At 65.2% G+C, this 14,070-nt stretch carries 12 protein-coding genes; 10 read left to right on the top strand and 2 right to left on the bottom strand.

The genetic code is table 11. The annotated features are described in order from the left end of the window. From XH93_RS29170 to XH93_RS29150, 5 genes are read left to right on the top strand one after another with little or no spacing between them, the layout of a single operon-like run. Positions 1–1,089: a glycosyltransferase gene (locus XH93_RS29170; RefSeq protein ID WP_194470130.1), complete on the top strand. Its 1,089-nt coding sequence runs from the start codon at positions 1–3 to the stop codon at positions 1,087–1,089. A gap of 8 nt (positions 1,090–1,097) precedes the next feature. Continuing rightward, a complete protein-coding gene (locus XH93_RS29165; RefSeq protein WP_194470129.1) occupies positions 1,098–1,952 on the top strand; it encodes a methyltransferase domain-containing protein in 855 nt (284 codons plus the stop codon). Then, positions 1,949–2,512, top strand: coding sequence for a DapH/DapD/GlmU-related protein (locus XH93_RS29160; protein ID WP_194470128.1), 564 nt, complete (start codon positions 1,949–1,951; stop codon positions 2,510–2,512). The genes XH93_RS29165 and XH93_RS29160 overlap by 4 nt, the downstream gene beginning before the upstream one ends. Positions 2,513–2,519: 7 nt before the next feature. Beyond that, entirely contained in the window at positions 2,520–3,449 is a 930-nt protein-coding gene (locus XH93_RS29155; RefSeq protein ID WP_194470127.1) for an NAD(P)-dependent oxidoreductase, read from the top strand. Continuing rightward, positions 3,446–4,633, top strand: a complete 1,188-nt coding sequence (locus tag XH93_RS29150; protein WP_194470126.1) for a glycosyltransferase family 1 protein — start codon at positions 3,446–3,448, stop codon at positions 4,631–4,633. The genes XH93_RS29155 and XH93_RS29150 overlap by 4 nt, the downstream gene beginning before the upstream one ends. On the opposite strand, the gene XH93_RS29145 is transcribed toward XH93_RS29150, so the two are convergent. Beyond that, positions 4,600–5,937, bottom strand: a complete 1,338-nt coding sequence (locus XH93_RS29145) for a hypothetical protein (protein ID WP_194470125.1) — start codon at positions 5,935–5,937, stop codon at positions 4,600–4,602. The two genes, XH93_RS29150 and XH93_RS29145, sit on opposite strands and share 34 nt — an antisense overlap. Before the next feature lie 426 nt (positions 5,938–6,363). On the opposite strand from XH93_RS29145, the gene XH93_RS29140 reads away from it, so the two are divergent. The 5 genes from XH93_RS29140 to XH93_RS29120 all read left to right on the top strand — a co-directional run bounded on the left by XH93_RS29140 (position 6,364) and on the right by XH93_RS29120 (position 13,041). After that, on the top strand, positions 6,364–7,362 hold the full coding sequence (locus XH93_RS29140) for an NAD-dependent 4,6-dehydratase LegB (RefSeq protein ID WP_139485087.1): 999 nt from the start codon (positions 6,364–6,366) through the stop codon (positions 7,360–7,362). 6 nt (positions 7,363–7,368) lie between these two features. Further along, positions 7,369–8,601: a LegC family aminotransferase gene (locus XH93_RS29135; RefSeq protein WP_194470124.1), complete on the top strand. Its 1,233-nt coding sequence runs from the start codon at positions 7,369–7,371 to the stop codon at positions 8,599–8,601. After that, positions 8,601–9,989 carry a hypothetical protein gene (locus tag XH93_RS29130; protein WP_194470123.1) on the top strand — a complete coding sequence of 463 codons (1,389 nt, stop codon included), beginning with the start codon at positions 8,601–8,603 and terminating at the stop codon, positions 9,987–9,989. The genes XH93_RS29135 and XH93_RS29130 overlap by 1 nt, the downstream gene beginning before the upstream one ends. Before the next feature lie 57 nt (positions 9,990–10,046). Beyond that, entirely contained in the window at positions 10,047–11,372 is a 1,326-nt protein-coding gene (locus XH93_RS29125; protein ID WP_210340405.1) for a lipopolysaccharide biosynthesis protein, read from the top strand. Positions 11,373–11,457: 85 nt separating this feature from the next. Beyond that, positions 11,458–13,041 carry a hypothetical protein gene (locus XH93_RS29120; RefSeq protein ID WP_194470121.1) on the top strand — a complete coding sequence of 528 codons (1,584 nt, stop codon included), beginning with the start codon at positions 11,458–11,460 and terminating at the stop codon, positions 13,039–13,041. 9 nt (positions 13,042–13,050) lie between these two features. Here the strand turns inward: XH93_RS29120 and XH93_RS29115 are convergent, their stop codons facing one another. Continuing rightward, on the bottom strand, positions 13,051–14,016 hold the full coding sequence (locus XH93_RS29115; protein ID WP_194470120.1) for an NAD(P)-dependent oxidoreductase: 966 nt from the start codon (positions 14,014–14,016) through the stop codon (positions 13,051–13,053). Between the last annotated feature and the right edge of the window lie 54 nt (positions 14,017–14,070).

The raw sequence follows: 14,070 nt of genomic DNA, 5'->3' as shown, positions 1-14,070 counted from the left end.
ATGCGCCTGTTCCAGAATAGCGGCCTCTATCCGTCCTATCTGCCGCGCCTGAACCAGCTGGCCGCGAACGCAACGCGTTTCGAGGCGCGCCGCGACGTGTTCCTGCACGACCGCTTCGGCGCGCCGCATTTCCTCAAGCCCGTGCTCGAGGGCTCGCCCGACGCGTTCTTCACCAATGGCGACGACGAGGTGCTGCAGCGGCAGTGGGCGCGCGCGCAGGGCATGTCGGGCACGCCGACATCAGAGGCGATCCTGCTCGCGCAGATCGAGCATCACCGGACCGAGGTGTTCTACAATCTCGATCCGGTGCGCTACCCGAGCGCGTTCGTCGCCAGGCTGCCGGCCTGCGTGAAGACGACGTTGGCCTGGCGCGCCGCGCCGTCAGGCAATGCCGATCTCACCGCCTATGGCGCGGTGCTCGGCAATTTTCCGTCGATCCTGGAGTCATGGCGCAGCAAGGGCTGCCGGGCCGAGTTGTTCTTCCCCGCGGTCGATCCGGTGATGGACGAATACGGCCAGGGCGAGCGGCCGATCGATGTGGCGTTCGTCGGCGGCTATTCGCGGCATCACAGCGCGCGGGGCAGGACGCTGGAACAGGTCGCCGACCTGTCCGCCCGGCACAAGATCGTGTTCTGCCTCGATGCCTCGCGCCTGACCCGGCTCGCCGAGAGCGCGATCGGCCGGCTGCTGCCGCTCGGAAAGCACCGCCGCCCCGACGCCATCGCCCGCATCGCGCGGCCGCCGGTGTTCGGCCGGGATCTCTACGCGCTGTTCGGGTCGGCCAAGATCGTGCTCAACGGCGCGATCGACATGGCCGGCCATGATCGCGGCAACATGCGCTGCTTCGAGTCGATGGGCTGCGGCGCGCTGCTGGTCTCGGATGCCGGGAACTATCCCGAGGGGATGCGGGACGGCGAGACGATCGCGACCTATCAGAACGGCAATGATTGCCAGGTCCAGGTCGAAAACTGCCTGTGCGGCTGGGACGAATTGAAGGCGAGGGCCGAGAAGGGGCGGGCTGCGGTCAGAGATTTGTATAGCAAAGAGCGCCAGTGGGCTCTATTTGAGCAACTTTTGGGGCGCCTCTAGGAGTGGGCATGCACGTTGACGGTCTGGTTTTCAGGATCAAGGAGATCGCCGACGCGGCGGCGACGCCGCTCTATCAATTGCGCGGGCGCCAGCCATGGTCGTTCGGCTACTACACACGCAAGAAGGCGAGCATCGAGAGCGCGGTGGACGGCGCGGCCGTGCAGGCCGGACGCCCGCTTCCGGACGGTTTCGGGGTCGGCATCGACGAACGCGTGGTCGAATATCCCTGGCTGTTCGACCGGCTGCGCCGCCACGGCGTCAAGCTCGGCCGGATGCTGGATGCGGGCTCGACACTGAACCACGACTACATCCTCAGCCGCGATCCGCTGCGCAAGGCGCACATGACCATCATGACGCTGGCGCCGGAGAAGCGCTGCTACTGGTACGACGGCTATTCCTACGTGTTCGGGGATTTTCGCAAGACCAGCTTCGCGGACGGCGCCTTCGACACCATCATCAGCATCTCGACGCTCGAGCATGTCGGGCTCGACAACACGATGCTCTACACCAACGACCCCGCGAAGTCGGAAATGAACCGGCACGGCTTCGTCGACGCCGTCAGGGAGTTCAGCCGCATCATCGCGCCCGGCGGCCGCTGCCTGATCACCGTGCCGTACGGGCGTTACGACAATTTCAAGTGGTTTCAGCTGTTCGACAGCGGGATGATCCAGGCGCTGATCGACGCGTTCGGGCCGTCGTCCTACGACCTCGAATTCTTCGCCTATGACAAGGCCGGCTGGCGGCGGGCCTCGCAGGCCGACGTCGCCGACGCCACCGCGTTCGATCCGCACAGCGGACGCGGCCGGCTCGACGACAAGGCGGGCTGCGCTCGCGCCATCGCCTGCATCGAGATGATCAAATGAATCGCGACTATTGGCTGCAGCGGTGTCTTGGGCGCGCGACCTGTCGGCTCGGCGCGGAGGCGAAGCTGATGCCGACCGCGCGGATCCGCAACATCCGCGGCGACAATGATTGCATCGTGATCGGCGATCACAGCATCATCCGCGGCGAGCTGCTGACATTCGCGCATGGCGGGCTGATCGAGATCGGCTCATGGTGCTACGTCGGCGAGCACACGCGGATCTGGTCGGCGGCATCGGTGCGGATCGGAAACCGGGTGCTGATCGCGCACGGCGTCAACATCTTCGACAATTTGACCCATCCGGTCGATCCGGTGGTGCGGCACAACCAGATCCAGGAGATGTTCACCCGCGGCCATCCGCGCAAGCTGGACCTCGACGAGCGTCCGGTCACGATCAATGACGATGCCTGGATCGGCGCGGGCGCGTTCGTCATGCGGGGGCTCAGCATTGGCGCCCGCGCCATCGTCGCCGCCGGTTCGGTCGTGACCAAGGACGTTGCGGAGGATACGGTGGTCGCCGGAAACCCCGCGCGCGTGGTAAAATCCATCCTAGAGGCATGAAGGGCGCATGACGGTCTGGGTCACCGGCGCGAATGGGTTCATCGGCCGCCATCTCGTCCATGCGTTGGCGGCGGCGGGCCGCGCGGTGCATGGCGTCGGCCATGGCGCGCTCGATGCGGCGGAGGCTCGCCGGCTCGGCCTGCAGAGCTGGATAAACGGCGAGATCGATGCTGCCAATCTGAACGCGCTTGCGGCGGCGCATGGATTGCCGGCGCAAATCTATCATCTGGCCGGCGGATCGTCGGTCGGGGTCTCGATCGAGCGGCCGTTCGAGGATTTCTCGCGCACCGTGACCAGCACTGCCCGGCTGCTCGAATGGCTGCGCGGCGCGGCGCCCAACTGTTCGGTCATCGCGGCGTCGAGCGCGGCGGTCTACGGCGCCGATCACCCCGGTCCGATCCCCGAGAGCGCCGCACCGACCCCGATGTCGCCCTACGGCCAGCACAAGCTGATGATGGAGCAGTTGTGCGCCAGCTATGCGCGCTCCTACGGCATCAACTGCACGGTGGTGCGGCTGTTCTCGGTCTACGGCCCCAATCTGCGCAAGCAACTGCTCTGGGACATCTGCTCGCGGCTGAACGCCGGGCAGCCGTCGCTCGATCTCGGCGGCACCGGCGCCGAGATCCGCGACTGGACCGACGTGCGCGATGTCGCGAGGCTGCTGGCTGATGTCGCCGAACCGTCGCCGCAGGACGCGTTCCGCGTCATCAACGGCGGCTCGGGCCGCGGCACCAGCGTTGCCGATATCGCCGCCGGCCTGGTGCGGCAGTGGGGCGGCAGCACCCTCGTGCGCTATTCCGGGATTGCCCGGCCCGGCGATCCCGTGAGCCTGCTGGCCGACGATGCCAGCCTGCGCCGCATCGGGTTCGACTGGCGGATTCCGCTCGACCGTGGTCTTGCCGACTACGTGGCGTGGTTCAGGCAGCAGGCCGCATGACAGTGTCTTCCCCGATGCGTATCGCGTTCAACTCCATCTCGCGTCGGCAATGGGCCGGCGGGTACAATTATCAGCGCAACCTGTTCGCGGCACTGGCCCGGTTCCGGCCCGGCGAGTTCGCCCCGGTCGTGTTTGCCGGCAAGCAGAGCGACGAGAGCGAACTGGCCGACCTTGCCGCGATCCCGGACGTCGAGATCGTGCGCGCAGAGGCATTCGACGGGCAGCCGGAATTGCCGGCGGCGATCGCGCTCGGCCTCGCCCAACGCGCCGCGGCGTCGTTTCGCGCGGCCGGCATCGATGCGGTGGTCGAGTCGGCGCGCTTCTTCGGCTGGCGGCTGCCGATCCCGGCGGTGGCCTGGATCCCCGACCTGCAGCATCGCTCCCTGCCGCATCTGTTTCCGAGGGCTGCGCGCTGGCGCCGCGAGTTCGGCTTTCGCATGCAGATCGGTTCGAGCCGGACCATCATGCTCAGCAGCGAAAGCGCGCTGCGTGATTTCAAGGCTTGCTATCCGCGCGCCAGAAACAAGGTCTGCGTGGTTCGCTTCGCGACCCAGCCGCCGGCTGCGCTGCTGAACACGGATCCGGCCGAGGTCATCGCCACCTACGGCCTGCCGCAAAGCTATTTCTATCTGCCCAATCAGTTCTACCGCCACAAGAACCACCAGCTGGTGGTCGACGCCCTGGCGATCCTGAAGCAACGCGGCGCCGATGTGGTGGTGTGCGCGTCCGGCAGCACCGACGACCCGCGCGAGCCGGGCTACTACGAGCGCGTCAGTGCGCAGCTCAAGGAGCGCGGCCTCGCGGCGAACTTCCGGCACGTCGGCACCATTCCGCTGTCCCACGTCTATGCGCTGCTGCGGGCCGCGACCGCGCTGGTCAACCCGTCGCGTTTCGAGGGGTGGAGCACGACCGTGGAGGAAGCGAAATCGTTCGGCGTTCCGATGATCCTGTCCGACATCGACGTGCACCGGGAGCAGACCGCTGGTCGCGCGCGCTATGTCGGCGTCGATGATCCGGCAGCGCTCGCCGACCACCTGATGCAGGCGTCACAGCAGGCCAGCGGGCTCGTGGTGCGCAGCATCATCCCGGGTCACGACGACAGTGTCAGCGCTTTCGCGGCGAGCTTTGCCGCCACCATGCGCCAGGCCGTTCAGGGGGATGCCGGCAAACCGGCGGCGGGTTGACGCTGCGCCGGCCTGCGTTCGACGCGGAACGGCGCGATGTACCAGAGCAGGAACAGCAGGACCGCGCCGTGGGTCAGCAACACGGTGGTGAAGGGAACGTTGACGATCAGCTGCACCAGCACGGCCCCGGAGATCAGGACAAAGCGCGGCGGCAGATTGGCCGAGGCCCGGTTCCCCAGTGCGACCACCAGTCCGCAGACGAATGCCGAGACCGGCGCCAGCACCGGTCCGATCGACGCAATTCCCTCGGTCGCGAACAGCGAGGCGTTGAAGTATCCGCCGATCCCGAATGCCTTGTAGATGATCGCGGAGAGCTGCTCGTTGTACGGGCAGGACATCACCGACTTCAGCACCCCGATCTGACAGTAGTAGGTCAGCGGATTCTTGGAGAAGAACTCGTTGTAGTAGTCCATCGCCAGCGACGGGATCGCGACCATCCGGAAATTGACCAGGCCGAAATACGGGATGCCCGTCGAATAGGGGATCCAGTTGAACTGGAACAGCGTGAACAGGAAGATCCCGAGCGTCACCGGCACGAGCAGGGAGACGACGACGGCAATCCTGAGTTCGAAAATCCTCGACAGCACCGTCATCACGATCAGCCAGGCCGACGTGAGCAGCGAGATCTTGCTCACCGTCACCGGATAGAACGCCAAAAGGATCAGCAGCGCCGTCAGGGCGCGCCATTTCTTCTTCAGCTCGATGCAGCAGGCAAAGGCGAACGGCAGCAAGGCGCCGCTCGCCATCGCCATCAGGTAGTTGAGCCCTCGCGGCGCCCGCAGCGATTCGCGGTAGTCGTAGATGCGTTCGATCGACACCAGCTGGAAGTCGTAGAACGCGCCGATCGACACCACCGCGGCGCCGAACACCAGGATGACGTCGATCAGGCGGTCGAGCGCCCTCGGCGACAGGGTCCAGAATTGCGGCAGCGGCGATCGAATGAGCAGCGCCGGCAACAGGAACGCGATGGCCGATGCCGCCGCGGACAATCTGGTCAACGAATGATTGTAGATGAAGTCCGAGAACTGATTGAGCCAGAGATAGCCCAGGATCATCGTGAACAGGTAGAAGCCGACGAAGTAGCCGAAGCTGAACTCGGCGTAAACGAACAGGATCGCAACCGTCGAGAACAGCGCGACGACCGCGATGGTCGAAGGCAGGTCGCTCGGCCGGAAAAAGATATGGTACTCGGGATAGAGCTGCGCGACGCAGCCGAGCGAGACGCAGGTCACCACGACATGAATGAAGACCAGGAGCGGCAGCCTGTAGCTCTCCGGCATCAGGCCGCGACCGATCCCACCCACTTGGTATTCTCCAGCACAGCTTGGCAGTAGCAGTCCGTCCGATACCCCATTCGAAACGCCCGGACAACTCTGCGCAGGCGCCGCGTCCGACGCGGGCACCGCGTGTTCCCCGGCGAGTGCTGTTCCATGAGCCCATCGCGCACGTGCGCATGCGCGTTCGACCCCTGGACTGGCCGGTTTTGTCATCGGGATTCGCGCGGATCGAGCGTGCGTCGGTTGCTTTGCCGGCGGGCCGGCCCACGGGCAATCCGCGCAAATCAGGTCCGCGTCGCGGTTGCTTGATTGTTATAGTAAATTCAATGGCTTAATATCAAATGGCGGCAGTTTCGCCGGCCTTTCGGCACTTTCCATCTGGTTTCCAGCCGCCGGAGTGGCTAGAAGCGGCCGTGTTGCCGGAGGGTGCCGGCATTTTGGGAGATTTGGGGCTTGCAAAAGGTATTGCTGACGGGCGCAGGTGGATTCATCGGCTCGCATCTTGCCGAGGAACTGGTGCGCCGACAGTTCGGCGTGCGCGCCTTCGTGCACTACAACAGCATGGGGTCGTATGGCTGGCTGGATACGCTGCCCGCCGACGTGCTCGACAAGATCGACGTGTTTGCCGGCAACGTCTGCGACCCGAACGGGCTGCGCACCGCGATGAAGGGCTGCGATGCGGTGCTGCACCTCGCCGCGCTGATCGCCATCCCCTATTCTTACCATTCGCCGGATACGTATCTCGATACGAACATCCGCGGCACGCTGAACGTGCTGCAGGCGGCGCGTGATCTCGACGTCGGCCATGTCGTGCACACCTCGACCAGCGAGGTCTACGGCACCGCGCAGTTCGTCCCGATCACCGAGGAGCATCCGCTGCAGGGGCAATCGCCGTATTCGGCGACCAAGATCGGGGCCGACCAGATCGCGCTGTCGTTCGAGAAGTCGTTCGGCACGCCGGTGACGGTGGTGCGGCCGTTCAACACCTACGGACCGCGGCAGTCCACCCGCGCGGTGATCCCGACCATCATCACCCAGATCGCGGCCGGCCGCCGCCGCATCAAGCTCGGCAGCGTTCACCCGACCCGCGACTTCAACTATGTCGGCGACACCGTCGGCGGCTTCCTCGCCGCGCTGGAGAAGCGGGCCGGCATCGGGGAGGTCGTCAATATCGGCAGCGGGTTCGAGATCTCGATCGGCGACACCGCGCAGCTGATCGCCGAGCTGATGGGGGTCGAGATCGAGATCGAGCAGGACGACGTCCGCGTCCGTCCCGACCGCAGCGAGGTGGAGCGGCTGTGGGCCAGCAACGCCAAGGCGCAAAAGCTGCTCGGCTGGTCGCCGCGCTTTGGTGGCGTCGACGGGCTGCGCAAGGGCCTCGAGCAGACCATCGCCTGGTTCACCAAGCAGGAGAACCTGTCCCGCTATCGCGCCAATGCATACACTTTGTGATTTTTCATGACTGCTTTGTCCGCCCAAGCCAGCGATATCAATTCCGCCGCAGTCGACCTGCAGCCCGTGCTCGCCGCGGTCGATGCCGTGCTCGGCGCGCAGCCGCGTCCGGTCGAACTGCATGAGCCGCGCTTCGGCGCGCGCGAGCGCGAGCTGGTGCTCGATTGCATCGATACCAACTGGGTGTCGTCGGCCGGGCAATACGTGACCCGGTTCGAGCAGATGGTCGCGAAAGTGGCCGGCGCCCGCCACGCGGTGGCGATCGTCAACGGCACGGCCGCGCTGCATGCGGCGCTGCTGCTCGAAGGCGTCAAGCCGAATGACGAGGTGCTGCTGCCTGCGATCACCTTCGTCGCGACCGCGAATGCCGTGAGCCACGCCGGCGCCGTCCCGCATTTCGTCGATTCGACCTGGGATACGCTCGGGATCGATCCGGTCGCGCTCGACAAGCATCTCGAGGCGATCGCCGTGCAGCGCGACGGCGGCTGGGTGAACCGGCAGACCGGCCGGCGGCTACGCGCGGTGGTGCCGGTCCACATCTTCGGCCATCCGGTCGACATGGCCGCGCTCGGCGCGGTGGCGGCGAAATACGGCCTCGTGGTCGTCGAGGACGCCACCGAGTCGCTCGGCTCGACCTGGAACGGGCAGGGCTGCGGCACCTTCGGCCATTCATCCGTGCTCAGCTTCAACGGCAACAAGATCGTCACCACCGGCGGCGGCGGCATGATCCTGACCGACGACGACGATCACGCCCGCCACGCGCGGCACTTCACCTCGACCGCGAAGAAGTCGCACGCCTGGGCGTTCGAGCACGACGAGGTGGCCTACAATTACCGCCTGCCCAACATCAATGCCGCGCTCGGCTGCGCCCAGATGGAACGGCTGGAGGGGATGGTCGCCGCCAAGCGGGAGCTGGCCGAGCGCTATCTGCAGGCCTTCAGCGCCTTTCCGTGGGCGAAGATCTATCGCGAGCCAAAGGGCGCGCAGAGCAATTACTGGCTGAACACGCTGGTGCTCGATCGCGACTATGCCGCCGAGCGCGACCGGTTGCTGGCGGCGCTGCATGGCCACGGCATTCGCGCCCGGCCGTTGTGGACGCCGATGCACATGCTGCCGATGTACCGGGATTGCCCGCGTGCGCCGCTCGCCGTGGCGGAGGACATGTCTGCGCGCTGCATCAACCTGCCGAGCAGTCCGTTCCTTGCCGAAGCCGGTCGGACGAACGCGAACCAGCGCTGATGTCCCGCATCGTCTTCTTCACCATTCACAGCACGACGGCCTGGTGGAAATATCTGGGCTCGCGGCTGGAGTTTGCCGACGTCACCGTGCTGAGCGATCTGCGCGACGACGGCGATTATTCGCTGGTCGACGATTTCTATCGCTTCATCGACAAGGGCGATGCCGACAAGGCCGCGATCGCCCGGTTCGGCGAGGACGGCTGCGCCGACATCATCCTGCGCTGCCGCGTGCTCAGAAGCATCGACCGCGGCCAGGCGCTGCGGATGATCGGCGGCATGACCCAGGCGATCGAGCGCGCGTTCGACAAGCTCGCGCCCGAGCTGGTCATGACCTTCACCATCGACCGCTATGTCATGGACGTGATGGCGCGGATCGCGAACCGGCGCGGCATCGACTTCCTCGAGATGACCACTTCGATCATTCCCGACCAGGTCATGCTGATGCGCCGCGGCCGGCCGGTCCGGTTGCACGAGCCGTCGAGCGCCGCGGTCGATTCGGCGGTCGAGCTGCTCTGCAAGGGCGACTTCGCGCCGGCCTATGTGCGCGACGCCAAGCGCTTCTCGCTCGGAAAATTCTGGCGCGTGTTCGGCTACTACGCGCTGCGCGGCGCCTATTTCAACCTCTGGCGCTTCGTGAAGCGCGACCGCTACAACTGCCACTACCTCGATGCGCTGAAGCGGCTGAAGCACAAGGTGCGCCCCGGCGACGTCGCGGTGCTGCCGCTGCTCGACCATGACTGGGACAAGCGCCTCGCCGAACTGCCGCGCGAGAAGCGCGTGTTCCTCGGCCTGCAGCTGTTCCCGGAAGCCTCGATGGATTACTGGCTGACCTCGCAGCGCATGCTGGCGCATGACGACGTGGTGGTGCGCTATTGCGAGGTGCTGGGCGGCGCCGGCTATCGCATCTTCGTCAAGGACCATCCGCTGCAGTTCGGCTTCCGCCAGCGCGAGTTGTTCCAGCGGCTGGCGAAGCTGCCCTATGTCACGCTGGTTCCTTATGACGTTCCGGCCAATCTCCTGATCGGCAAATGCGCGGTGTCGGTCACCTTCACCGGTACGATCGGCTTCCAGGCGGCGCTGGCCGGGCTGTGTTCCGTTGCAACCGAACCGTATTATGCCACCGAGCAACATTTCCTTCATATTCGCGACGTCGACGAGATCGAGAGCCTGCCCGAAAAGCTCGCGCGCTGGCAGGTGCCCGGAGATCTGGCGGACACGCAGCGCGAGATCATGCGGCATCTCGCGGCGGTCAGCGTCGAAGGCGATTATTTCGGCTGGCGCAACTTCGATCCCGAGAACGAGGCTGCGCGCAAGTCGGTCGAGCCGCTGGCGCGGTCGCTGAACGCGTATCTGCCGCAATTCCTGAAGTCCTGCAGAACCGCGGCGTGACTTGTCTCGCAATGTCTGCCACGCAGTGTCGATGACCGGCGGTGATGGAACAGCATGATGCGATCTCGTGTGGTTGATCTGCTGAGGCGCCCCGCAGTCGCCGCCCTGGTCGCGACCCTCATTCTGAGGGTGCTGACGCTGGGAAGCCGGTTCTTGCTGTCGCTGCTGCTGGCGCGGATGCTGTCGCCGGCGGAGATGGGGGAATACGGCCTGTTGACCGCCGCGCTGGCGTTCGCGCTGCTCGCGGTCGGGCTCGAGTTCTATTCCTACACCTACCGCGAGATGGTGCCGGCGAGCCCGGAGGGCCGGACCAGGATCATCGCCAACCAGTTCACGCTCGGCGCGCTGGCACTGTTTGCGGTCGGTCTGGTCCTGGGCGGCTTGGTCGTGGCCGGCAGCTTTCCGGCCCGGCTGGCGCCCTGGTTCCTGATCATTCTCATCACCGAGCATGCCTCGCTCGAGGCGACGCGAATTCTGATCATCACCTCGCGGCCGGTCCGGGCCTATGTCGGGGTGTTCCTGCGCGGCGGCATCTGGGTCTATGTGATCGCGGCGCTGATGTTCGCGGCGCCCTCGACGCGCACGCTCGAAACCGTGCTGGTCTGGTGGGCGCTCGGCGGCATCGCGGCGATCGGCTTTTCGGCCCTTGCGCTGTCCGACCTGCCGTGGCGGAGCTTGCGCGGATATCGCCCCGACTGGGAGGCGATCCGCACCGGCTTGCGGACCGCGCGTCCCTTCATGCTGACCGCAGGCGGCGCGCTGGTCATTTCCTATGTCGACCGCTTCGTGATCGATCAATTCGTCGGGCGCGACGCGCTCGGCATCTATACGTTCTATTCGACGATCCTGATCGGGCTGTGGTCGCTCGGCGGGTCGCTCTCGCACCAATTCCTGCCCAAGGTGATTGCCGGATATAACAGGGGCGGTGAGGCCTATCGCGCAGCATTGCGTCCGTTCTTCTGGACCATGTTAGCGCTGGCATCGGGCACCACCGTGCTCTGCGGCGTTGCCATGGGACCGATGCTGGCGATGCTCGGACTGTCCGCCTATGCCTCCGGTCTTTCGGTCTTTTATGCGATGTTGCCGGGAATCTTCCTGCGCATGATGTCCGACGTGCCGTCATACGCGGTTTATGCCGCGCGATCGGACAGATCCCTGCTGGCTTGCAATCTGGGATCCGCGGTGGTGTCGACGGTGCTCAATCTCGTGCTGGTTCCGCGGCTTGGCATCCTTGGCGCGGCGCTGGCCAGCGGCGTTGCCAGTGCCGCATTGTTTTTCTCCCTGGCCGGTTTCGCCCTGCGTAAACTGCGCGAGAACGGCAGGGAACATGGCGCATCCGCATCGGCCGGTCTTCCCACCGATCCCGATATGCTCTACCCCTGAGATTGCGCGGGCACACGGATTGCGGGGCCCGGGCGGTATTGGTACACAGCGGTCCCCTTCGGTACGATTTTTTTAACGGGGCAGTATGCAACGATTTGTTCAGCTGGCAGGCGGCCTCTCGTCGCCCGCGATTCTCATCGTTTTGATCTGGTGCGTGGCGCTCGCGCTGGTCGCTGTCGGACCGATCGATTTTCCGGGACAACCATCGCCCGCTGTGCTCGCCATCGTCGGTACCTGCCTTGCGGCGTTTCTGCTGGCGTATCGCGGCGGCTCCGTCCTGTTCGAGGCGGGCTTCGCCCGCCGTCATGAGATGCCGGCGCCCTCGGCGTCGATGCTCAATCGCACCGTGACCGCGACCTCGCTGACCGGAATTGCCGGCATCGGCCTGATGGCGTTCGATCGCATCGTGCTCAGCGGGGTGAACAACAGCAGCTATTCCGAGCTGCTGCGCTGCGCCCCCGGGCTGATCAGTTTCATCGAGATCAAGCGGACGCCGATCCTGTATCTCGGCTACGTCACGTTCTCGTTCGGCTTCGTATCCGTGATCCTGTTCCTGCTGAAGGGGGAGGTCATCAGGGGCTGGGCGGCGGCGCTCGCGCAATTGTCGATCGTCTCGCCGGTGGGTTACGCCGTGCTCTATTCCGGGCGCTTCCCGATCCTGCTCGCCATGCTGCTGATCATCGCCACGATGCTGATCCGCGTCAGCCAGGGGCGGCGGCCGTTGCCGGCCGGGCACCATTTGCTCCTCAAGGTGTTGATCGCGCTCGGGCTGTTTGCCCTCTATTCGAGCTGGGTGTGGTCAAGCCGGCAGAACTTCTGCATCCAACTCACACCCTTGATCCGTGAATTGGAGGAGAAGCAGCGCCAGGCAAGTGGGGTGCCCAGCCCCGGCCAACAGACGCCAGCGGCTCCGGTCCAGCAGGCTCCGAGTCCGCCGCTCCCGCCGCTGGCCGCACAGGGCCCGGTCGCTCCTCCGCCCCCGGGTGAGGGAATCTCCGGGACCGACCTCAGCAAGAAGATGGCCGAGGCGGCGGCTGTCGCGCCCAAGACGACATCGGAGACGAACACGGCTGACGCCGTGCTGGCGATCATGCTGGAAGCCTGGAACGTGAAGCCGCGCGGCTACGTCACCACCGCGCTCAACGCCGGCTATTTGTCGCCGCGCGCTGCGCTGATCGGGCTCAGCACCTTCTTCTATCTGACCCATGGCGTGCGCACGATCGATATTGCCTGGCAGGCACGCGACAAGTTTTCCCCGCAATGGGGCGTCTACGAAGTCGGCATTCTGTCGCCGATCCTGCGGGTGTTCTTCCCGCAGGTCCAGCAGGTGTCCGTCATGGAGGCGGAGCTGAAGGCGACCGGAATCTACGGCTTCTTTCCGACGGCCTGGCTCGCAGCCTTCATCGATTTCGGGATGATCGGTGCAATCGTCTACATCCTGATCTGGGGCGGCATTGCAGGCTGGAGCGCGACCGGTGCAAGGCGCTCGGGCCTGCTGACGCCGCAACTGCTGCTGATCTTCGTGATTGCCAGCATCCTTCTCAGCCCGGTTCAGGGGCCGCTCGGCGTCGCCAATGCGGCGCTCATTCTCGTTTCGATGCTTGTGGTCGGGCTGATCGTCGACGGCTCGCCCAGATTTGCCAAGCGCACCGATCCGGTTGCTGCGTGACCGATCGCGCTACGTCTTCGGTTGCGACAGGCTGTTGAACCATTCGACGGTCTGTTCGATGCCCTCGCCGAAATTGCTCGGCAGCGGCCCGCAGACCGCCTGCGTTGCGCTCAGGTCGAACTGATACTGGGTCAGGATGTTCTTCAGCCGGCGCGAGGTCAGCGGAAACTGCTTGAGGCCGAGCGCAATCGCCGCATCGCCGGAGTGCGCCAGCGCCCGCGCGAGAAACACCGGCATTCTGGGAATCCGGCGCGCATGCAGCGCGCGCTGGAATGCATCCCCCCAGGCGACGAGGTCGAGCGGTTCGTAATCGGCCAGGTAGAACGTCCTGCGATGCACCTGTTCCGGGGACGCCCGCAGCAACTGCCGGTACTGATAGCTGATGTTTCCGACATAGCTGAATGATTTGAGCAGCGGCGCGCTTCCGACATGGAAGTAATATCCGCGCTGGATCATGCGAAGAAAGCGCTGATAGTGCGCGCTCATGCCCGGCCCCCACACCGTGGTCGGGCGGACCAGACACCACTCACTGCTGCCGCCATCCTGCTCGCGAACGATCTGCTCGGTCAGAACCTTGCTGCGGCCGTAGGACGAATCCGGATTGTAGTCGGTGTCGCTGCTGGGAAGATAGTCGACCCGACAGACCAGCTGCGACGAAGTCCAGATCGTCCGTTTGATCGACGGGGTGCGGCGAACGGCGTCGATCACATTGCGGACGCCCTCGACATTAGCAGGGTAGTCCGAAACGTCTGCGCTCTCGTCGATGTCGATCCGGGCTGCGAGATGCACGAGTGCATCAGGGGCCGCGGCCTGAACCGCCTCCTGCAAACGCCCGGCATCGAGGATGTCGCACACAATGTCGGTCGCCGGCCCCGGACGCCTGTCGAGACCCACGACTTCGCAATTATCGGCCTTCAATCGCTGCGCGAGTGCCGTACCGATAAAGCCGGAGCTGCCGGTCACAAAAACTTTCATGCGAATTTGGCTATTTTCGAGGAAAAAGCGGTCGCTTGACCGGTCTGCCGCGCT

The organism is Bradyrhizobium sp. CCBAU 51753 (assembly GCF_015291565.1).
Lineage (GTDB): Bacteria > Pseudomonadota > Alphaproteobacteria > Rhizobiales > Xanthobacteraceae > Bradyrhizobium > Bradyrhizobium ivorense.
The sequence above is the reverse complement of the archived record's forward strand: the minus strand, read 5'-3'. Positions and strand labels throughout refer to the sequence as shown.

What these genes read in the sequence shown, in the direction of transcription:
- XH93_RS29170 (WP_194470130.1), top strand. Translation starts at nt 1, where the DNA reads ATGCGCCTGTTCCAGAATAGCGGCCTCTATCCGTCCTATCTGCCGCGC.
- XH93_RS29165 (WP_194470129.1), top strand. Translation starts at nt 1,098, where the DNA reads ATGCACGTTGACGGTCTGGTTTTCAGGATCAAGGAGATCGCCGACGCG.
- XH93_RS29160 (WP_194470128.1), top strand. Translation starts at nt 1,949, where the DNA reads ATGAATCGCGACTATTGGCTGCAGCGGTGTCTTGGGCGCGCGACCTGT.
- XH93_RS29155 (WP_194470127.1), top strand. Translation starts at nt 2,520, where the DNA reads ATGACGGTCTGGGTCACCGGCGCGAATGGGTTCATCGGCCGCCATCTC.
- XH93_RS29150 (WP_194470126.1), top strand. Translation starts at nt 3,446, where the DNA reads ATGACAGTGTCTTCCCCGATGCGTATCGCGTTCAACTCCATCTCGCGT.
- XH93_RS29135 (WP_194470124.1), top strand. Translation starts at nt 7,369, where the DNA reads ATGACTGCTTTGTCCGCCCAAGCCAGCGATATCAATTCCGCCGCAGTC.
- XH93_RS29130 (WP_194470123.1), top strand. Translation starts at nt 8,601, where the DNA reads ATGTCCCGCATCGTCTTCTTCACCATTCACAGCACGACGGCCTGGTGG.
- XH93_RS29125 (WP_210340405.1), top strand. Translation starts at nt 10,047, where the DNA reads ATGCGATCTCGTGTGGTTGATCTGCTGAGGCGCCCCGCAGTCGCCGCC.
- XH93_RS29120 (WP_194470121.1), top strand. Translation starts at nt 11,458, where the DNA reads ATGCAACGATTTGTTCAGCTGGCAGGCGGCCTCTCGTCGCCCGCGATT.
- XH93_RS29115 (WP_194470120.1), bottom strand. Translation starts at nt 14,016, where the DNA reads ATGAAAGTTTTTGTGACCGGCAGCTCCGGCTTTATCGGTACGGCACTC.